At 74.0% G+C, this 19,070-nt stretch carries 19 protein-coding genes; 10 read left to right on the forward strand and 9 right to left on the reverse strand.

All coding sequences use genetic code 11. The features are described 5' to 3' along the window. Positions 1 to 21 precede the first annotated feature (21 nt). Positions 22 to 384, forward strand: a complete 363-nt coding sequence (locus tag NEH16_RS24265) for a tetratricopeptide repeat protein (RefSeq protein ID WP_073968291.1) — start codon at positions 22 to 24, stop codon at positions 382 to 384. Positions 385 to 422: 38 nt separating this feature from the next. Here the strand turns inward: NEH16_RS24265 and NEH16_RS24270 are convergent, their stop codons facing one another. The 4 genes from NEH16_RS24270 to NEH16_RS24285 form a co-directional block, all read right to left on the reverse strand. After that, complete coding sequence (locus NEH16_RS24270; protein WP_265544919.1) at positions 423 to 716, reverse strand: DUF6343 family protein; 294 nt, start codon at positions 714 to 716, stop codon at positions 423 to 425. Positions 717 to 879: 163 nt separating this feature from the next. Then, on the reverse strand, positions 880 to 1,959 hold the full coding sequence (locus NEH16_RS24275; RefSeq protein WP_265544920.1) for a tyrosine-protein phosphatase: 1,080 nt from the start codon (positions 1,957 to 1,959) through the stop codon (positions 880 to 882). A gap of 38 nt (positions 1,960 to 1,997) precedes the next feature. Then, positions 1,998 to 3,980 carry a hypothetical protein gene (locus tag NEH16_RS24280; protein WP_265544922.1) on the reverse strand — a complete coding sequence of 661 codons (1,983 nt, stop codon included), beginning with the start codon at positions 3,978 to 3,980 and terminating at the stop codon, positions 1,998 to 2,000. 3 nt (positions 3,981 to 3,983) lie between these two features. Next, on the reverse strand, positions 3,984 to 4,886 hold the full coding sequence (locus NEH16_RS24285) for an SGNH/GDSL hydrolase family protein (RefSeq protein WP_265544923.1): 903 nt from the start codon (positions 4,884 to 4,886) through the stop codon (positions 3,984 to 3,986). Between the two features lie 151 nt (positions 4,887 to 5,037). Between NEH16_RS24285 and NEH16_RS24290 the strand changes: the two genes are divergently transcribed. Together NEH16_RS24290 and NEH16_RS24295 are read left to right on the forward strand one after the other, a co-directional pair. After that, the gene (locus tag NEH16_RS24290; protein ID WP_265547364.1) at positions 5,038 to 6,273 is read left to right on the forward strand and encodes a PucR family transcriptional regulator; all 1,236 of its coding nucleotides are present in this window, start codon (positions 5,038 to 5,040) and stop codon (positions 6,271 to 6,273) included. Between the two features lie 40 nt (positions 6,274 to 6,313). Next, positions 6,314 to 7,009, forward strand: coding sequence for a class I SAM-dependent methyltransferase (locus NEH16_RS24295; RefSeq protein WP_265544925.1), 696 nt, complete (start codon positions 6,314 to 6,316; stop codon positions 7,007 to 7,009). A 14-nt stretch (positions 7,010 to 7,023) separates the two neighbouring features. Here NEH16_RS24295 and NEH16_RS24300 read toward each other — a convergent pair whose 3' ends face one another. After that, entirely contained in the window at positions 7,024 to 7,371 is a 348-nt protein-coding gene (locus tag NEH16_RS24300) for a hypothetical protein (protein ID WP_073968457.1), read from the reverse strand. 237 nt (positions 7,372 to 7,608) lie between these two features. Between NEH16_RS24300 and NEH16_RS24305 the strand changes: the two genes are divergently transcribed. From NEH16_RS24305 to NEH16_RS24315, 3 genes are all read left to right on the forward strand, one after another. Further along, positions 7,609 to 8,538, forward strand: a complete 930-nt coding sequence (locus NEH16_RS24305; protein WP_265544927.1) for a slipin family protein — start codon at positions 7,609 to 7,611, stop codon at positions 8,536 to 8,538. Between the two features lie 177 nt (positions 8,539 to 8,715). Beyond that, positions 8,716 to 11,583 carry a DEAD/DEAH box helicase gene (locus NEH16_RS24310; RefSeq protein ID WP_265544929.1) on the forward strand — a complete coding sequence of 956 codons (2,868 nt, stop codon included), beginning with the start codon at positions 8,716 to 8,718 and terminating at the stop codon, positions 11,581 to 11,583. Next, the gene (locus NEH16_RS24315; RefSeq protein WP_265544930.1) at positions 11,580 to 12,923 is read left to right on the forward strand and encodes an SWIM zinc finger family protein; all 1,344 of its coding nucleotides are present in this window, start codon (positions 11,580 to 11,582) and stop codon (positions 12,921 to 12,923) included. Before NEH16_RS24310 ends, NEH16_RS24315 begins: the two co-directional genes overlap by 4 nt. 18 nt (positions 12,924 to 12,941) lie before the next feature. On the opposite strand, the gene NEH16_RS24320 is transcribed toward NEH16_RS24315, so the two are convergent. After that, positions 12,942 to 13,526: a TetR/AcrR family transcriptional regulator gene (locus tag NEH16_RS24320; protein ID WP_265544931.1), complete on the reverse strand. Its 585-nt coding sequence runs from the start codon at positions 13,524 to 13,526 to the stop codon at positions 12,942 to 12,944. Between the two features lie 124 nt (positions 13,527 to 13,650). Here NEH16_RS24320 and NEH16_RS24325 point away from each other — a divergent pair, with 124 nt between their 5' ends. Further along, a complete protein-coding gene (locus NEH16_RS24325; protein ID WP_265547366.1) occupies positions 13,651 to 14,160 on the forward strand; it encodes an HXXEE domain-containing protein in 510 nt (169 codons plus the stop codon). A 51-nt stretch (positions 14,161 to 14,211) separates the two neighbouring features. Here the strand turns inward: NEH16_RS24325 and NEH16_RS24330 are convergent, their stop codons facing one another. Beyond that, entirely contained in the window at positions 14,212 to 14,742 is a 531-nt protein-coding gene (locus tag NEH16_RS24330) for a DUF3574 domain-containing protein (RefSeq protein ID WP_265544932.1), read from the reverse strand. A gap of 206 nt (positions 14,743 to 14,948) precedes the next feature. Between NEH16_RS24330 and NEH16_RS24335 the strand changes: the two genes are divergently transcribed. Continuing rightward, entirely contained in the window at positions 14,949 to 15,680 is a 732-nt protein-coding gene (locus tag NEH16_RS24335) for a hypothetical protein (RefSeq protein WP_265544933.1), read from the forward strand. Between the two features lie 365 nt (positions 15,681 to 16,045). Here the strand turns inward: NEH16_RS24335 and NEH16_RS24340 are convergent, their stop codons facing one another. Beyond that, complete coding sequence (locus NEH16_RS24340; protein ID WP_265544935.1) at positions 16,046 to 17,257, reverse strand: pyridoxal phosphate-dependent aminotransferase; 1,212 nt, start codon at positions 17,255 to 17,257, stop codon at positions 16,046 to 16,048. Between the two features lie 85 nt (positions 17,258 to 17,342). Here NEH16_RS24340 and NEH16_RS24345 point away from each other — a divergent pair, with 85 nt between their 5' ends. Further along, positions 17,343 to 18,008, forward strand: coding sequence for a winged helix-turn-helix transcriptional regulator (locus tag NEH16_RS24345; RefSeq protein WP_265544937.1), 666 nt, complete (start codon positions 17,343 to 17,345; stop codon positions 18,006 to 18,008). 107 nt (positions 18,009 to 18,115) lie between these two features. Next, positions 18,116 to 18,604 carry a cupin domain-containing protein gene (locus NEH16_RS24350; protein WP_265544938.1) on the forward strand — a complete coding sequence of 163 codons (489 nt, stop codon included), beginning with the start codon at positions 18,116 to 18,118 and terminating at the stop codon, positions 18,602 to 18,604. A 34-nt stretch (positions 18,605 to 18,638) separates the two neighbouring features. Here the strand turns inward: NEH16_RS24350 and NEH16_RS24355 are convergent, their stop codons facing one another. Then, positions 18,639 to 19,004 carry a nuclear transport factor 2 family protein gene (locus NEH16_RS24355; protein ID WP_073968460.1) on the reverse strand — a complete coding sequence of 122 codons (366 nt, stop codon included), beginning with the start codon at positions 19,002 to 19,004 and terminating at the stop codon, positions 18,639 to 18,641. Positions 19,005 to 19,070 lie beyond the last annotated feature (66 nt).

The following is a 19,070-nucleotide window of genomic DNA, read 5'->3' on the forward strand; positions in this document are numbered from 1 at the left end:
GGACCAGGGAAGGATGCCACCGTGCCCGAGAGGACCCCGGAAACCGACGTCATCGACTTCCGTGCGGCCGAGCAGCTGCTCGCCGCGCGCGATCCCCGGGGCGCCGTGCGGCTGCTCGACTCGGTGATCGCCGCCCACCCCGAGAACACCGCCGCCCGGCTGCTGCGCGCCCGCGCCTTCTTCGCGGCGGCGCAGCTGCGCCCCGCCGAGCTGGAATTCGAGCTGGTGCTTGAGCGCGAGCCGGACAACGCCTTCGCGCACTTCGCCCTCGCCCGCACCTTCGAGCGCTCCGGCCACCCCGAGCGCGCCACCCGCCACTTCCGGCTGGCGGCCGCGCTCGACCCGAAGCCGGAGTACCTCCGGGCCGCCCGCTTCGAGGACTAGGGCCTGCCCGGCGGGCCCTAGGGCCTGTCCGGCGGGCCCTAGGGCCTGCCCGGCGGCGGGCCCTTGCCGCCGCGTGGGCCGTGGTCGGGATCGTACGGGGGAACGGAGCGGCCCGGCTGGTAGTGCGCGCCCTGGCGCAGCCGGTGCACGACCACGCACAGGTCCACCAGGACCAGCACGAGCAGCACCCCGCAGACGGCCGCCCAGCCGGTGCGGCCGTTCACGGCGAAGGCCGTCACCCCGAAGACGGCCCAGGCCAGGCCCCACAGACTCAGCCAGAGCCGCATCCGCAGCGGGCTGCGGGCGGTCGTCGGTTCATTGCCGGTACGCATGGCATCGCCTCCCTACCAGCATGGACCCACGGCCGGGCGGATGCGGCGGGGGCCGACGGTGCCGGTGACGACGACAGGGGCTGACCTCGCGGTGCGCAGGGCCCGGGCCGCACACCGTGGAGCTGCTACCGGGGCTGCCGCATCCCGGCCACGGGCCGCCCGGTCAGTCGGTCAGCAGCTTCGCCCGCAGCGCCGCCACCGTCGCCGCGTCGAGCTTCAGCCCCTCCCGTACGTACGTGTCGAAGTCGCCGTAGATCTGGTCCACCTCGGCGTACGCGGCGCGCAGCCAGCTCAGCTCGACGGCCTTCGGGTCGCCGGTGTACTGGTTGCTGGCCAGGAAGTCCGCCTCGACCGTGGCCCGGGGGACACCGAGCAGGGTGAGCAGGACGGCCGTGCCCCAGCCGGTGCGGTCCTTGCCCGCGCTGCAATGGAACACCGTGGCGCCGGAGGTGTTCGTGGCGACCGCCGTGACGAGGTCGCGGAAGGCGTAGTCCGCGCCCACGAAGTTGACCATGAACGGGTAGCCGATGGACTGGCCGAGGTCCGATGAGCCGGAGAAGAGCCCGGCGGCGACGGCCTCCGCGAGGGTCATCAGGGCGGAGTCGTGGAAGCGGATGCCGTGGGCGAGCGAGACGACGTCCGCGACCTGGTAGCGCACCCCGGCGGGCAGCCGGTCCGGGTCGTCGCGGCGCTCCTGGGCGTTGCGCAGGTCCACGTCGAGCGTCAGCTTCTGGGAGACCAGCCGCTGCTGCTCGGCGTCGGTGAGACCGCTCAGCTTGTTGGAGCGGTAGACCAGGCCCGGGCGCACCCAGTGCCCGTCCGCGGTGCGGTAGCCGCCGATGTCCCGGAAGTTGCGGGCCGAGGCCAGGCCCAGCGAGCGGTCCGCGACGACGAGCGGGCTGCCGCTGTCCGGGACCAGCCGGAAGTACCAGCGCCCGGCCTCCGGGAGCGTGCCCGGGGCGACGGTCAGCGAGCCGGTCCCGGGGGCCGTGCCGAGCGCGGTGCCGGTGGTGGCGTCGGGCGAGGTGACGGCGGTGACGGTCACCGATCCGGCGGGCGAGGCCCAGGACAGGGTGTGGCCCCCGTCGGCGGTGCGGGTGGCGGTGGCCGCCGTGAACGGGACGGCGGACTGCGCGACGGCCGAAGCGGTCGCGGGCGGCGCGGCGAGGGCGGCCGGGGCCATGACCGTACCGGTGAGGAGGGCGGTGGCGAGGACGGCTCCGGCGATGCGGTGCGTACGCATGGTGCTCCTTGTCGTGGCCCTGCGGTGCAGGGGAGGCGTCAGGAGGTCGGGGTGGCGGTGCACGGGGTGGTGCCGCAGACATTGATGACCCGGCCAGTGGTCAGGAAGGTGGCCTTCTGCTGACGTGCGGCGGGCGAGTTGCGGGGATCTTCGTGCGGGTCGTGCCCGTACGCGGGACCGGCGGGCGGCGTGTTGGTCACCGGGGGTGTGGGCGTACCGCTGTCCCAGACGGTCATCGCCGAACCCCGGTACGGCAGTTGGCGCGGGCCGATGCGCCGGATGCCCCAGTACGGGACGGCGTCCGGGCTGCGGCCGGCGGCGAGTGCGGGGGTGAGCAGCCGGGCGCCGAGGGTGCGCGCCTCCACGTCGGCCGCCGCGTTGGCGACCTGGTGGTCGCCGTACGCGATGTGCATCAGGACCTGGTGGTGGTCGGTGAGGTGGTTGGCGTACGCGTCGGTCTCGCCCCGGTCCCAGACCAGCTGGAAGAGCTGGAGGACCAGTTGCTGGTGCAGCTTGTCCGGGTAGGCGGCGTCCAGGACCTGCTGGAACGGGGCGAAGTCGGCGCTGCGGTTGAGGAGGAGCCCGTAGTTCATGCCGGTGACGCCGAGCACCCCGCGCCGGATGTCGGGCGAGGCGGCGACGAGCGCGCCGCCCAGGATGCCGCCCTGGCTGTTCCCGTCGTACGCGAGGCCGCGCCGGGTGTCGAGGAGCGGGCGCCCGTCGGCGGTGCGGAACGCCGGATCGGTGGTGAGGCCCTGGGCGTGGATCAGGGCGCGGCCGAGGAACAGGGCGTTGAGCATGCCCTGTTCGCTGCGCTCGGGGACGGCCGGGAAGAGGCTCGGGTCGGCGAGCGCCGCCAGGACGACGGGGATGTCGTCCTTGGCCATGCCGATCCAGTCCGTCGCGCAGAACGTGAAGTCGTGTTCGGCGGCCATGTCCCTGACGTTGCCCGCGCCGACCTCGTTGCGGGAGCCGAGCAGCCCGTGCCCGTACAGCGAGGGGTGCGACGGTCTGCGGAAGGCGGCGCGGGGGATCTCGCAGCGGAACGCGGCGGTCTGGACGCTGCCCGGAAGCGCGCGCGGGGTGCCGTTCCGGTCGCGGTTCAGCACCGCGCCGGGCGGGCCGCCGGGCGCGTCCAGGTAGCCGGGGACGGTGATCTCGCCGGTGACCTCGCGGGCGATCCGGGCGTCCTGCTCCTCCGTGAGGTCGGTGACCCCGGTGACCGTGAAGGCGGGCGAGCGGTCGCCGAGCCGGCGGAACGCGTCGTCGCGGAGGGTGAACAGGTCGCCGGTGAGGCTGCGCGTCGAGGCGACCGTGAAGTCCCAGGCCAGATTGAGCCCACGGGTGGAGACGCCCGCCCGGCGCAGCGCGTTCAGTGCGGGCCGCAGCCGGTCCTGGCGGGCGCGCAGCGGATCGTGTGCGGGCAGCCGCTTTCCGGCGACGGCGGCGAAGGGGGCGGCGGCCGGAATCGTGCGGCCCGCCCCGTCCTTGAGGTGGCGCAGCGCCACGGCGTAGTGGTGGCCGTCGCGGAAGTTGCGGGCCGGGTGGATCAGCAGGGCCCGGCGCGCGGGGTCGGCGGCGTTGCTGTCCGGCTCCGCCCAGTACGGCCACCGCTCACCGGTCGTGGTGTCCAGCAGGACGACCGGCGCGTCCCGGTCCAGGGACCGGCCGATGTCGGTGAGCGGGGCGGCGCCGGTCCTGGCCAGGTCGAGCCCCGGCACCTGGGCGATGAGCGTGGAGCCGGGGGAGAAGCCGTCGGACCGGTTCCAGGCCGCCGGGTCGACGGCCTGCCCGGTCGCGGGCCGGGGCAGCATTGAGGCGTCGAAGGCCACCCGGCGGCCCGTGTCGGTGCGCGGGTCCGGCCGGGTGTACCAGTCGCTGGGGAACGGCAGCAGGCACTCGGCGGGTGCCAGCGGGTCGCAGCCCCGCGCCGGGGGAGGGGCCGCGTGGGCGGGCGGGGCGAGGAGCGCGGCGGCGCCGAGCGTCATCACCAGCAGTCCGTCGAGTATCCGCTGCCGCACGGCTCAGCTCCCCTGGAGGTGGGCGCCGATGATCCGCGCGTAGGCGGCCTCGCCCCGCGCGTTCGGGTGCAGCGGGGCGGCCGAAGCGGTCGGCACGTACCCCTCGACCCACTTGTCGGACGGGGCCTGGCAGGCGTCGTGGCCCTTGCTCGGCGTGGCGACGTCGATGTACTCGGCGCCGTGCGCGGCGCTCTGCTCGGCGATCACCGCGTTCATCCGGTTGACGCTGCCCTGGAGGAAGTCGGCGTCGACCGGCAGCACGGGCTGCAACGGCCAGCAGCCGCCCGGCTTGATGTAGAGCCCGTATCCCGTCACGAGGACCCTGGCGTGCGGTGACCGCTGGTGGATTCCGTCCAGTACGGCTCCGAGGCGCGGCGCGAAGGCGTCGATCCGCTGCGCCACCTGGTCGACGCCGCCCTCGGTCAGCTTGTCCTTGCACGGGATGGCGGTCGGGTCGAGCTGCATGCAGTCCTGTGCGATGCCGACGAGCCCGGCGTCGTTGCCGCCGATGGTGAGCGTCACCAGGTCCGTGTCGGCGCGCAGCGCGTCGAACTGGGGCGCCGCCGAGCCCATGGGCACGTCGAGCAGCGACAGGGACTGCTTCTCCGTCATGTGCTTGGACTGGGCCCCGCTGCATGTGACGTCGCGCAGCGAGGCGCCGATGCTCGCCGCCAGCTCGTGCGCGTAGTTGTGCGTGGAACGGCCGCAGGCCAGCGGTCCGGTGATGCCCGGGATGAGCGGCCCGGAGGCCATCGAGTCGCCGAGCGCCACGTACTGCACGGCATCGTCGGCGCTCGCCGCCCAGGCGCCGGAGGCGGTGGTGCCGACGGCCAGGGAGGCCAGGGCGGCGGCGGTGGCGGCTCCTCTGACAGTACGACAGAACGTCTTGTTCCTGGACGAGTTCACGACGACCTCCGGTGCGCTATGAGTGGGGGCATGGCGGGTGTCGCCGGTCATCATGCAGACTCGAACGCCGTCGTTTAACTGGTGGGTAACGCAGACTTCGCCGGGGGCTTTTGTGACGCGTGACAAAGAACTGCCCGTCGGGCAGGGCCCGTTGGTCATCGCCGGACGCCCGGTGGCGGTGCGGCTGCGGGCCCGCGTCCCCGCTCTGACCACCCGGGTGGTCGCCCGTCTTCTCAGTGACCTACCGGTCTACGCGGAGCTGCCCCACGAGGAGATCGCGGGGGACATCGCGGACATCGTCCAGCACAATCTGCGGCTCTTCGCGGACGTCCTCGAACACCGCAGGGCCGCCACCGACGGCGAACTGGCCCAGCAGCGCGACTCGGCGGCCCAGCGCGCCGAGGAGGGCGTGCCGCTGGACGCCATCCTCACCGCCTACCAGGTGGGCGTCGCGATGTGCTGGGAGGAGACCGCGCAGGACGCCGGGCCCGGGGACCTGCCCGCCGTGCTGGAGATCATGGACCGGGTCCTCGTCCTCCAGCAGCAGCTGACCTCCGCGGTGAGCGGCGCCTATCTGGAGGCCCGGCAGATCCTGGACAGCCAGGAGCACGGCGGCCGGCACGCGCTGATGGCCGCGCTGCTGACCGGTGAGGACCTGGACGGCTTCACCCGCCGCACCGGCCTGCGCCCGGCCGCCCGCTACCTGGCGATGACCCTCGCGCTGGCCCCGCACCCGGACGAGGCGGGGGCGGGACCGGCGCAGGGGGCGGCATCCGGCTCCGGGGCGGGCGCGGGCGTGGCGGCCCGGCGGAAGATACGGCGCATCCGGACGGCCCTCGACCGGTTCGCCGGGACGCCCGCGCTGACCGCCCTGGACGCGTCCGGCGGCACCGTGCTGCTGCCCGTCTCGGAGCCGCCGCCGTGGGACGGGCCCGGCGGGCTGCGCGACCTGATCGCCGAGGCGACCCGGGCGGCGGGGGTCCCCGTCACGGCCGCCGCCGAGACCGCGTCGCCGGACGGGGTGCCGGCGGCGGTGGCGCGGAACGCCGAGATCGTGGACCTGGTCGCCCGCACCGGCCGGGCCCCCGGCCTCTACCGGCTGTCGGACGTGCTCCTGGAGTACCAGCTGAGCCGGCCCAGCGAGGCGCTGCGCGGGCTCGCCGGGCTGCTGAGCCCGCTGGACGCCAAGCCGGAGCTGCTGCACACGCTGGAGACGTACCTCGGACACGGCCTCGACCGCCGGGCCGCGGCGGCGGCGCTGCACGTCCACCCCAACACCGTCGACTACCGCATCCGCCGCATCGACCGCCTCACCGGCCTCTCCCCGGCCCGCCCGGCCGACCTCCAGCACCTGAGCGCGGCCCTGGTCGCGCGCCGCTCGGTCTGAGGGGCGGGAACGCCCGGCCCCGTACGGTCGTTCGGCAGTCATGAGCGGACAACTGGTACGCGAGGGCTATGCGGGGACCGGACCGGGTGCGATCACCCCGGACGGCTGCGCGGTCGAGCTGTACACCCGGCTGGCCGTCGGCGACGAACCGGACGTGGTCGAGGCGGCCGTCCCCGCCGGCGCGCACATCCTGGAACTGGGCTGCGGGGCGGGCCGGGTGACGCATCCGCTGGTCGGAAGAGGCTTCCGGATCACCGCCGTGGACGAGTCGCCGCAGATGCTGGAGCGGGTGCGCGGCGCGCGGACGGTGTGCGGCCCGATCGAGTCGCTGGACCTCGGCGACGAGACGTTCGACGTCGTCATGCTCGCGTCGTTCCTGGTCCACGCGGGCGACCACGAGGTGCGCGACGGGCTGCTGCGGACCTGCCGCCGGTACGTACGTGACGGAGGCGTGGTGCTCATCCAGCGCGAGGGGGCGGACTACCACGACGGGCTCCCGCGCGAGCGCGTGCACCCCGCCGGCTACACCGTGCGCATCGTCTCCTCGGAGCCGGTCGGCGACGGGGTGCGCTCGGTGCGCGCGGAGTACGAGTTCGACGACGCCCGGTGGACGCAGACCTTCCGGGCCCGGCCGCTGACGAAGGAGGCGTTCGAGGGGCACCTGGCGGCGGCGGGCCTGAAGGTGGACCGCTATCTCACGGACGACGGGGTCTGGGTGCGGGCGGTGCCCGTGTAGCCGCCGCCCGGCGGTCAGTGGATGGTGCTGAAGCTGCGCCAGGGGCCCGCGTTCGGCGCGTTGACGTCCGAGAAGGTGGTCGCGAGGTACGTGGTGCCCTTGCCGGTGCAGTCGGGCGTCCGGTACAGCACGATGTCGACCAGGGTCTCGTTGGCCACCTCCTTCGCGCCGGCCGGGGCGAGCCGGTGGCAGCCCTTGACCGAGGGGCTGTTCACCTCGATCACGGCGTCCCGCTCGGTGGTGTAGATGACCGGGCCGACCGCGGTCCGGCCGAGGCCCGAACAGCCTGCGACGGTGAGGGTCAGGAACACGGCCTGGGCGGCGATGCCGAGCCGGCGGCGTCGGCGGTCGATCACGGGCATGGGCGGATCCTCGTCTGTCTCGTCACCACGCACACCGCGGGTGTACGTGCCGGTGCCGCTCACCCTGCCCGCTTCCCCGGGCCCCGGCATCCGGGAAGCGGCCGGGCGGGGGAGCGCGCCCGCGCCCGGCGTACCCGAAGGGGTTCGACCCGGAGCGGAACCGGGCATACCGTGGTAATAGCGCACGAAGAGGTGCGGTGCCGAGAGTCGGGGTTGTCCGGCTGGCAGGGGGCCGTCATGGTCCAGGACCTCGTGATCGCGGTGGTCGCGGCAGCGGCGGTGGGCGCCCTGTATCTCGCGGCGGCCGCCAGGGTCGTCAGGCAGTACGAACGGGGCGTGGTCCTCAGACTGGGCCGGCTCCGCGACGAGGTGCGCCCGCCGGGGTTCACCATGGTGCTGCCGGGCGTCGACCGGCTCCGCAAGGTCAACATGCAGATCGTGACCATGCCCGTGCCGGCCCAGGACGGGATCACCAGGGACAACGTCACGGTCCGGGTGGACGCCGTCATCTACTTCAAGGTGGTCGACCCGGCGAGCGCGGTCGTGGAGGTCGAGGACTACCGCTTCGCGGTCTCGCAGATGGCGCAGACGTCGCTGCGTTCCATCATCGGCAAGAGCGACCTGGACGACCTCCTCTCCAACCGCGAGAAGCTCAACCAGGGCCTGGAGCTGATGATCGACAGCCCCGCGGTCGGCTGGGGCGTCCAGATCGACCGGGTCGAGATCAAGGACGTCTCGCTGCCGGAGACCATGAAACGCTCCATGGCCCGCCAGGCCGAGGCCGACCGTGAGCGGCGCGCCCGGGTCATCAACGCGGACGCGGAGCTCCAGGCGTCCAGGAAGCTGGCCGAGGCGGCCTCCGAGATGTCCGCCCAGCCGGCGGCCCTCCAGCTGCGACTGCTCCAGACCGTGGTGGCCGTGGCGGCCGAGAAGAACTCCACGCTGGTCCTGCCGTTCCCGGTGGAGCTGCTGCGATTCCTGGAACGCGCCCAGCAGGGGGCGCCGGGGGCGCCCGCCCCGGAGACCGCGCAGGCGCCGGATGCCGGTGGACCGGTGGGGCGGCCCGGGGACGCCGGTACGCCTGCTCCGGACGGCGCACGGGCCCCGGACGCCGGTGCGCCGGACCCGCGTTCGGACGCGTCCTCGAAGCCGTACGCGCACCACTGACACCGTTCCGCGCGGTCGCTCTCCGGCCGTCGTCCGACCCGTACGAGCTGCGGTGACGGCGGCGGCCGGGCCCTTGTCCGGGGCGTTGTCAGACCCCCCGCCTAGACTCGCCGGGCAGAGGGACCGGTACGGACGATCCCCGCTGACCAGGGACGAAACGCGCGAGGGGAGGGACCGATGGGCACCGCACCGCCGCCGCGGGACGCGGACGACAGCCGCCTGGCGCGCTGCGCCGCCGTCTTCCTGCCCGGTACGCCGCCGCGCCGGGGCCGCGTCGCCTTCTGGGACCCGCTCGACGCCCCGCTCCCCGAGACCGAAGGCGCCCGGAGCGAGGAGATCACGGTCGTCCGGCCGTACGGCACCGAGGGCGAGGTCCGCCCGCGGACCGTGCCCGCGCTCCTGCTCACCGTCGCCGACGCCCTGCCCCTGCTCGCCCGCGCCCGCCACCTCCGCTCCGCCCACCCGGCCACCCGCGCCTGGGGCGCCGCCGCCCTGCACGCGCTGCACCTGGTGGCCGGCGGCCGCATGCTCCCCGGGCTGACCGCCGACGACCAGGACGCCTGGCGGGCGGGCCCGCGCGACGCCGGGGACGTCGCCCACCTGCGCGCGGTGGCCGCCGCCCTGCCCTGGGAGGGACACGCCGTCCCGCTGCCCGACCGGAGCCCGCCCCGGCTGCCGGACCCGGAGGCACTGATCGGCGCCTTCCTCGACGCCGTCGCCGACACGCTGCCCCGGACGCCCGCCGCCGCGTTCGCCGTGGGCGCCCCCTTCGCGGCGGCCGAGCCCCAGCACCTGCCCGGCGCCCGGGAATGGGCCGTCGAGGTCGCCTCGGGCCTGGACGCCGGAGTCCGGGTCTCGCTCCGCCTGGACCTCTCGGCGTACGAACTCTTCGACACGACCGGCCCCGACGAGGACGAGACGGCGGGCACCCCCGAGCGGCACGCCGCCGCCGCGATCACCCAGGTGCACAGCCTCGCCGACCCCACCTACGTGGTCGACGCCGCCGCCCTGTGGGCCGGCGAGGCGGGCGAGCCCTTCGGGCCCCGGGCCCGGGTCGACACCGCGCTCGCCCTGCGCCGCGCGGCCCGCGTCTGGGCCCCGCTCGAACGGCTCCTGGACCAGCCGGTCCCCGATGTACTGGCCCTCGGCGAGGACGAGCTGTACGAGCTGCTGGGCGACGCCGGGAGCCGGCTGGCCGCCGCCGGGGTGAGCGTCCACTGGCCCAGGGAGCTGGCCCGCACCCTGACCGCCGCCGCCGTGGTCAGGCCCGCGCCCGGCACGGCCACGGACGGCACCGCGTTCTTCGACGCCGAACAGCTCTTCGCGTTCGACTGGCAGCTCTCGCTCGGCGACGAACGGCTCACCGAGGCCGAGATGGACGTGCTCGCCGAGGCCCACCGCCCCGTGGTGCGGCTGCGGGACCAGTGGGTCGTCGTGGACCCCGCGCTCGTCCGCAAGGCCCGCAAGCGGGAGCTGGGCCTGCTCGACCCGGTGGACGCCCTGGCCGTCGCCCTCACCGGCAGCGCCGAGGTGGACGGCGAGCAGGTCGAGGCGGTGCCCGCCGGAGCGCTCGCCGAGCTGCGCACCCGCCTCCTCACGGAGGACACCGCGCTCGCCCCGCCGCCCGGACTCCACGCCACGCTCCGCGACTACCAGCTGCGCGGCCTCGCCTGGCTGGACCGGATGACCTCCCTCGGCCTCGGCGGCTGCCTCGCCGACGACATGGGCCTCGGCAAGACGATCACCCTGATCGCCCTCCACCTCCACCGGGACCACCCCGCGCCCACGCTGGTCATCTGCCCCGCGTCCCTGCTGGGCAACTGGCACCGCGAGATCAACCGCTTCGCCCCCGGCGTCCCCGTGCGCCGGTTCCACGGCACCGGCCGCACCCTCGCCGGAGCGGACCGGGGCTTCGTCCTCACCACGTACGGCACGATGCGCTCCAGCGCCGCCGAGCTGGCCGCCCACGGCTGGGGGCTGGTCGTCGCCGACGAGGCGCAGCACGTCAAGAACCCCCACTCCTCCACCGCGAAGGCCCTGCGCACCATCCCGTCCCCGGCGCGCGTCGCCCTCACCGGCACCCCCGTCGAGAACAACCTCTCCGAGCTGTGGGCGCTGCTCGACTGGACGACGCCCGGACTGCTCGGCCCGCTCAAGGCGTTCCGGGCCCGCCACGCCAGGATCGTGGAGAACACCGGCACGGCGGCCGGCCTCGGCAACGACGAGGCGGTGGAGCGGCTGTCCCGGCTGGTCCGGCCGTTCCTGCTGCGCCGCAAGAAGTCCGACCCGGGGATCGCGCCCGAGCTGCCGCCCAAGACGGAGACCGACCACCCGGTCTTCCTCACCCGCGAGCAGGCCACGCTGTACGAGGCCACGGTGCGCGAGACCATGGCGTACATCGAGGCGTCCGAGGGCATCGCCCGGCGCGGCCTGATCATGAAGCTGCTGGCCTCGCTCAAGCAGATCTGCAACCACCCGGCGCAGTATCTGAAGGAGGACGCCGCCCGGCTCACCGGACGCTCCGGAAAGCTCGCCCTCCTGGACGAACTGCTCGACACGATCCTCGCCGAGGACGGCTCCGTGCTGGTCTTCACGCAGTACGTGACGATGGCCCGGCTGCTCTCCGCCCATCTGACCGCCCGCGCGATCCCCTCCCAACTCCTGCACGGCGGCACCCCGGTGGCCGAGCGGGAACGGATGGTGGATCGCTTCCAGTCCGGCGAGGTCCCGGTCTTCCTGCTCTCCCTCAAGGCGGCCGGGACCGGGCTCAACCTCACCCGGGCCGCCCATGTCATCCACTACGACCGCTGGTGGAACCCGGCGGTCGAGGAGCAGGCCACGGACCGGGCCTACCGCATCGGCCAGACCCAGCCCGTCCAGGTGCACCGGCTGATCGCCGAGGGCACGGTGGAGGACCGGATCGGCGAGATGCTGCTCGCCAAGCGGGCGCTGGCCGACGCCGTCCTCGGCAGCGGCGAGAGCGCGCTCACCGAGCTGAGCGACCGCGACCTGGCCGACCTCGTCTCCCTCCGGAGGCCGTCATGAGCCCCGCCGCCCGCCGGTCCGGCGCACCCCGCCCCACCACCGGCCCGCTCGCCGCCCGCCGCGACACCCGCCCGGGAGCCCGCTCCCGGCCCGGCCCCGACGATCTGCGGCGCACCTTCGAGGCGGTGCCGGTGCGCACCTCCGGGGAGGGCGAGCCGTTCGCGGAGAGCTGGTGGGGCCGGGCCTGGGTGGCGGCGCTCGAATCCCTGTCGATGGACGGCCCCCGCCTCGCCCGGGGCCGGGACTACGCGGACGGCGGCCACGTCGCCGCGATCACCGTGACACCGGGGCACGTCGTCGCCTACGTCCACGGCAGCCGCCCCCGCCCGTACCGCGCGGAGCTGCGGCTGCGCACCTTCACCGACCCCGACTGGGACACCCTGCTCGACGCGGTCGCCGCCCGCCCCGGCCACCTCGCCGCGCTCCTCGCCAAGGAGATGCCGCACTCCCTGGCCGACACGGCGACCGACGCCGGCATGACCCTGCTGCCCGCCCCGGGCGACCTGGACCCCGCCTGCACCTGCCCCGACCGGGGCAGGCCCTGCAAGCACGTCGCGGCCCTCAGCTATCAGATGGCCCTCCTGCTGGACACCGACCCGTTCGTCCTGCTCCTGCTGCGCGGCCGGGGCGAGCGCGAGCTGCTGGAGGAGCTGGCCCGGCGCAACGCCGCGCACTCCGCCCGGGAGCGGCCCCCCGCCCCCGACACCCCGTCCGTCCCCGCCGAAGAGGCGCTGGCCGACCGCTTCCTGCCCCCGCTGCCCGCGCCCTTCCCCGTCGACCCGCACCCGGGCCGCCCGCCCGCCTACCCCGTCCTCCCCGGGGCCCGGGACCCGCTCGCCCTGGACCAGCTCGCCACCGACGCGGCGGCCCGCGCCCACGCCCTGCTGACGACCGGCCACGACCCGCTCGCCGGGCTTACCACCTGGCAGGACGCCGTCCGTCTCGCCGCCGCCGGACCCACCGCAGGGCTCACCGCGACCACCCGCGCCCTCTACCGGGAGCTGGCCTCCGCCACCGGCCGCAACACCACGGACCTGGCCCGCGCGGTGGCCGCCTGGCGGCAGGGCGAGGCCGAGGGCCTGGCGGTCCTGGAGACCCCGTGGGATCCCCCGGCCGGGCCGTTCGACCGCGCCCGCCCGGCCCTCGCCGCCGCCGGGTTCCCCCGCTTCCAGCCCTGGCGCAACCACCTCACGCACCCCGGCGGCGCCCTCCAGCTCCGCTTCGGCCGCGACGGCCGCTGGTACGGCTACGAGTCGGACCCGGGGGCGGATGAGTGGTGGCCGCGTGCCGCCCCGGACCACGACCCGGTCGGCGCCCTCCTGGAGCTGACCGGCGGCTGAGGAAGCGCGAGGCCCCGTTCAGCCGGTCCCGGGCAGCACCGCGTCGACCACGGTGGCCGCGAACCCGGGCGGTACGGGCTCGTTCCTGAGCACCGCCCGCACCCACACCGCCCCGGCGATCAGGTCGAGCAGCAGCTTCGGGTCGGCCCCCGGCGGCAGCTCGCCGCGTGCGGCGGCCCGGGCGAACACCGGCTGCTCGCGCGCGAACCGGTCCGCGAAGAAGTCCCGGGCCAGCGCGGCGAGTTCGTCGTCGGCCAGCCCCGTCCCCGAGGCCAGGGCCCGCACCACGGCCCGGGTCCGTACGCCGGTGACCAGGGCGGTCACCTGCTCCGCGAGGGCGACCAGGTCCCCGCGCAGCGAACCGGTGTCGGGAACGTCGATGTCCAGCACCCGGGCCCGGAGCAGCGCCGCCCGCAGCAGCGCCGCCTTCGACGGCCACCAGCGGTAGATCGTCGTCTTGTTGACCCCCGCCTCCTGGGCGACGGCCTCGATCGTGAGCCCCGCGTACCCGCGCTCGGCGAGCAGCCGCAGCGTGGCGTCGAAGATCGCCTCGGCGGCGCGGGGGCCCTTCTCGGGGCGGGGGTGCGGGGAGGGGGCGGACATGGCGGCTCCGGAGAAAAGTGCAACGCAACGTTGCGTTGCATTATAGGCTGCGGCCGATCACCGGAACACGACACACAGGGGGATGCTCATGAAGGACGACCGGGACGCCGGGGTCTCCGGAGCGGTGACCTGGGGGCTGCTCGCCGCCTGGGCGGCCAACGACCTGGAGGAGATCGCCACCATGGCGGGCTGGCTCCGCACCGCACGGCCGAGGCTCGGGAAGCGGCTGCCCTGGGTGCCCGACCGGGTGTGGGACCGGGCGCACCTCTCGCAGCGCGAGGTGAACACGGCCATCGGCCTGATGGGCGTGCTCATTGCGGCGGCCGCAGCCGACGGGGCGCGCACGGGCGGCCGCAGCCCCTTCTTCCGTACGGTCCTGGCCGGATTCGGGCTCCACGGCGTGGTGCACCTCGCGCAGTCGGCGGCGTACGGCGGCTACACCCCGGGCGTGGCCACCTCGCCGACCGTCGTCATCCCGTACTCGCTCTGGGCGCTGCGCCGGCTGCGGGCGGCGGGCATCCCGGTCGGCGGCGCCCGCGAGGCGGCGGCCGGACTGGCGCTCCTCCCGGCCGCCGTGGCGGGCGCGCACGCGGCGGCCCGGGTGCTGGCCCGGCCCCGTGGAACCGGCGCATGACGGGACCGGGCGGGCCGGGCCCGTACCACCGCCGCCGGAACGGTCCGGCCCTCAGAAGTCGGCCGTCACCCGCTCCTCCAGCCGCCCCACCGAGTCCTGGGCGTACTCCTTCTCGTACGCGTCGCGGATGCGCTCGATCTGGCGGCCGCGCAGCCGGGCCTCGGAGGCCGGGTAGAGCAGGGTCAGCTCGTAGCTGCGCTCGCGCTCGATGACGCCGTGGGAGTCGCGCCACTGGCCCCGGCCGTCCTGGATGGTGAGGCCGTTCGGGAAGCGCGGGGTGACCTCCTCGTCGATGAACGCGAGGAACTGCCGGTCGGTCACCTCCGGCCCGCCGTCCGGGCGTTCGGTGCCGAAGAGCAGCCGGGTCTCGATGTAGTCCTTCCCCCGCACGGCCCCCGCCACCGCCGGGCGTGGCTCCGGCGAGGCGCCCGAGCCGAGCGTCGCGTACGCGACGGGTGTGCCCACCGCCAGGACGGCGAGCCCTGCCGTGGCGGCGACGAGCGCGGTCCGCCGGCGCGGGTGGCGGCTGTCGGGCGAACCGGCCGGCTCACTCGCGGCGGCGGTGCGGAACAGGAGAGGCATGGGGGAGCCCTTCGGTCCGGAGACGGGGGAGGCGCGCGGACGCGCGGGCCTCACTGTCGCAAGCGGGCCCCGGCACAGGGCGGCGGAAGCCGGGCGGCACCGGGAAACCACCCGATCGGGCGGGCGCGCACCGGCGCGCGGACGGGCACCGGACCGCCGGAAAAACCTTTGGCCCAGGCACTGTTGGCGCTGCTAGCTTCCTGGACGTGGCGAAACTCAATCAGATCATCGCAGTGGAGAAGGGCGTCAAGTCCAAGGCACACCAGGACCTGACGGCGGCGCATCACGGCCTCCAGAAGGCCGGACTCCTGGCCGGGATCTCCCGGACCTACCAGCCGAAGGACGAGGAGGGCGAGCAGCTGCCGCCCGAGTCGACGCCGGTGCAGGTCAAGGCCGAGGACGTGCTGCGGGAGACCGCGAAGACCCTCACCCGCCTCTTCGACGTGACCGCCACGAAGGACTGGGCGAACTGCGCGGCCCGCGCCGACGTGACGGTCGACGGCCGGGCCCTGGTGAGTGACGTACCGGTGTCCTACCTGCTCTTCCTGGAGAAGCAGCTCGTCGACCTCAACACCTTCGTCCGCAAGCTGCCGGTGCTCGACGCCGCCGAGGCGTGGACCCAGGACCCGTCCACCGACGCCTGGAAGACCGAGCCGGTGCGCACCCTGCGTACCAAGAAGGTGCCCCGCAACCACGTCAAGGCGGAGGCCACCGAGAAGCACCCGGCGCAGGTCGAGGTGTACTACGAGGACGTGCCGATCGGCTACTGGACGACCGTGAAGTTCTCCGGGGCGCTGCCCGCGCGCCGGGTCAACGAACTGCTCGACCGGGTCGAGAAGCTCCAGCAGGCGGTCAAGTTCGCCCGCGAGGAGGCCAACGGCGTGGACGTCACGGACCAGAGGGTGGGTGACGCCGTCTTCGGTTACCTCTTCGGGTGACCGACCATGGATTCCCCGGCGGCCGTCGAAGCCGTCGGGGTGCGCGAGGAGCGCAAAGCTGAAACTGAAGTTTGTCGTGACGAAGCGGCTCTCCGGTGGAGACCGTGATCAATCTCAGACTCTCGCTCCAGGCTCAGCATGCGCCGCCTATCGCCGGATCAAACGGGCCCGCGCCCGTGGGCGTCGAGATGCCGGTTCGACTCCGGCCCGTGGAGCTTCGGTCCGCGGTCGTCTAAAGGCAGGACGCGACGACATGAAACTGATGCGGGACCTTAAACGTGCCGGCGTGTCATGCAGGCGGCAATCACAGGGCTCGGGGGCCGGCTACGCCCCCGGGCCCGCTCCTCATTCGGGGCCCTGGGACCTCACTGCCGGTACCCCGCCAGGAACCGCCCGATCCGGCTGATCGCGGCGTCCAGATCGTCCGCGTGCGGCAGGGTCAGGATGCGGAAGTGGTCGGGGCGCGGGTAGTTGAAGCCGGTGCCCTGGACGACCTGGATCTTCTCGCGCAGCAGCAGGTCCAGGACGAACTTCTCGTCGTCCGCGATCGGGTGCACCTTCGGGTCGATGCGCGGGAAGGCGTACAGCGCGCCCTTCGGCTTCACGCAGGAGACGCCCGGGATCTCGTTCAGCTTCTGCCAGGCGCGGTCGCGCTGCTCGTACAGCCTGCCCCCGGGCACCACCAGGTCCCGGATCGACTGCCGGCCGCCGAGCGCGGCCTGAATCGCGTACTGGGCGGGGGCGTTGGGGCACAGCCGCATCGAGGCCAGCATCGTCAGCCCCTCCAGATAGCTCCGGGCGTGCTGCTTCGGGCCCGACACCACCATCCAGCCGGAGCGGAATCCGGCCACCCGGTACGTCTTCGACAGACCGCTGAAGGTGAGGCAGACCAGGTCCGGGGCGAGCACCGCCACGCTGTGGTGCTCGGCGTCGTCGTACAGGATCTGGTCGTAGATCTCGTCCGCGAACACCATCAGACCGTGCCTGCGGGCCAGGTCGAGGATGTCCGAGAGGACCTCGCGCGGATAGACGGCCCCGGTCGGGTTGTTGGGGTTGATGATCACGACGGCCCGGGTGCGGTCGGTGATCTTCGAGGCCATGTCGGCGACGTCCGGGTTCCAGTCGGACGCCTCGTCGCAGGTGTAGTGCACGGCCTTGCCGCCGGCCAGCGTCGTGACGGCCGTCCACAGCGGGTAGTCCGGGGACGGGATCAGCACCTCGTCGCCGTCCTCCAGGAGACCCTGGACGGCCATCGAGATCAGCTCGGATACCCCGTTGCCGAGGAAGACGTCGTCCACGCCGACCTCGGTCAGGCCCATCGCCTGGTAGCGCTGCACCACGGCGCGCCGGGCGGACAGGATGCCGCGCGAGTCCGTGTAGCCGTGGGCCTGAGGGAGCATCCGGATCATGTCCTGGACGATCTCCTCCGGCGCCTCGAAGCCGAAGAGGGCCGGGTTGCCCGTGTTGAGCCGGAGCACGCTGTGGCCCGCCTCCTCCAGGGCGTTGGCGTGCTCGATGACGGGGCCCCGGATCTCGTAACAGACCTCGTTGAGCTTGCTGGACTGGCGGAATTCCATGCGGTGCCTCCCCGACCCGATTGCGATACTTGGTTTTACCAAGCTCGGGCTTGGAAAGTCCAACAACATGTCTAGACTGCGTCGCATGCCACGTCAGACACAGCCGGCCACCCGCCCGGCCCGCCGCCGGAGTTACGACCAGTTCTGCGCCGGCGCCCGCGCCCTGGACGCTGTCGGCGACCGGTGGACGTTGCTGATCGTCCGTGAACTGCTGGCCGGTCCCCGCCGCTACACCGATCTCCACGCCGACCTGCCCGGCGTCAGCACCGACGTGCTGGCCTCCCGGCTCAAGGACATGGAGCAGGGCGGCCTCGCCACCCGCCGCAAACTCCCGCCCCCGGCCGCCGCCACGGTGTACGCGCTCACCGCACGCGGCCACGGACTCCTGCCGGTCCTCGCCGCGCTCGCCGAGTGGGGCGCCCCCGCGCTGGCCGAGCGGCGCCCCACGGACGCGGTCCGGGCGCACTGGTTCGCGCTCCCGCTGCTGGGCGCGCTGAAGGGGGCGGCCACGGGCGTGCTCGACGTCCAGCTGGACGAGGGCTCGTTCCATCTCCGTACGGGCGAGGTGGCCGCCGGTGAGCCGGTGTACGGGGACGGGCCGGCCGCCGACGCCGACGCGCGCGTCGTCCTCGACGCGGAGCTGTGCCTCGCGCTCGGACGCGGCGAGCCGACGTTCGCGCAGGCGGTCGAGGACGGCCGGATCGAGGTGTACGGGGACGGCGCGCTGGCCGAGGAGCTGCGCGGCGCCTGACGTCCGGCGGGGCTGGGCCGGATGCCGGTGGCGTGATTCCGGCGGTCCTCTTCCGGGTAGCGTCCGGGCATTTGAGATGTCCGTGACACCCGAGACAGGAGAGAGCCATGCGGAACGGCGTACAGCGGGTGCGGCAGAGCCGTCTGGGCAGGGGGTTCGTCGTCGCGGGGTGCGTGGCCGCGCTCGCGTTCGTGCCCACGGCGGCCGGTGCCACGCCCGGCAGCGGGGTGACCGCGACCGTCGTGGCCAAGGGCACCTCGGTGGGCAAGCTGAAGGTGAAGGCGCCGAAGGGCCGGGCGGACGTCACCTTCCGCACCATCACCATCGAGCCGGGCGGTTCCACCGGCTGGCACACCCACAGCGGCCAGCTGATCGCCGTCGTCAAGTCCGGCACGCTCACCCGCACCCTGGACGACTGCTCGGTGGAGGTGTCCCCGGCGGGTACCTCGTTCATCGAGCCGTCGGGGAAGAAGCACCGCCACATCGGACGCAACCTGGGCAGCGAGCCCGTGGTCCTCTGGGTGACGTATCTGCTGCCCGAGGGCAGCGAACTCTCCGACGACGCCGACGCGGTGCAGTGCGGGCCGGGGGAGTGACACCTTCCGGTTCCGGGGACACCGCCCGCCGAGGTCAGCGGGCGAGTGTCTCCCCGTACGCGCCGAGCCCGGCGATCACCAGCCCGTCGCGGAGGGTCAGCACCTCGTACACCCGGCCGCCGATCTGGTTGCGGTAGTCGATCACCAGCGTGTCGACGCTCGCCCGGACGTCCATCACCTCGAACTCCAGGTCCGGGATGAGTTCGAGCCCGCGCCTCCAGTACGCGCGCAGGGCGTCCTTGCCGCGCACGGTCCCGGAGGGATCGCCGGTGAAGCGCGCGATCATCGGTGAGCTGAAGGTCACGTCCTCGTGATAGTGCGTCAGGATGCGTTCCAGGTCGTGGGAGTTCCAGTCGTCCTGCCAGCGCGCCGCGAACTCACGAGCGAATTCAAGATCCATGGCCACGACCGTAATCCTCGCGGCGGATTCCGGCGCCGGTATTCCGGCATCCGGCCACCGGCCGGG

Origin of the sequence: Streptomyces drozdowiczii (assembly GCF_026167665.1) — a bacterium.
GTDB lineage: Bacteria > Actinomycetota > Actinomycetes > Streptomycetales > Streptomycetaceae > Streptomyces > Streptomyces drozdowiczii_A.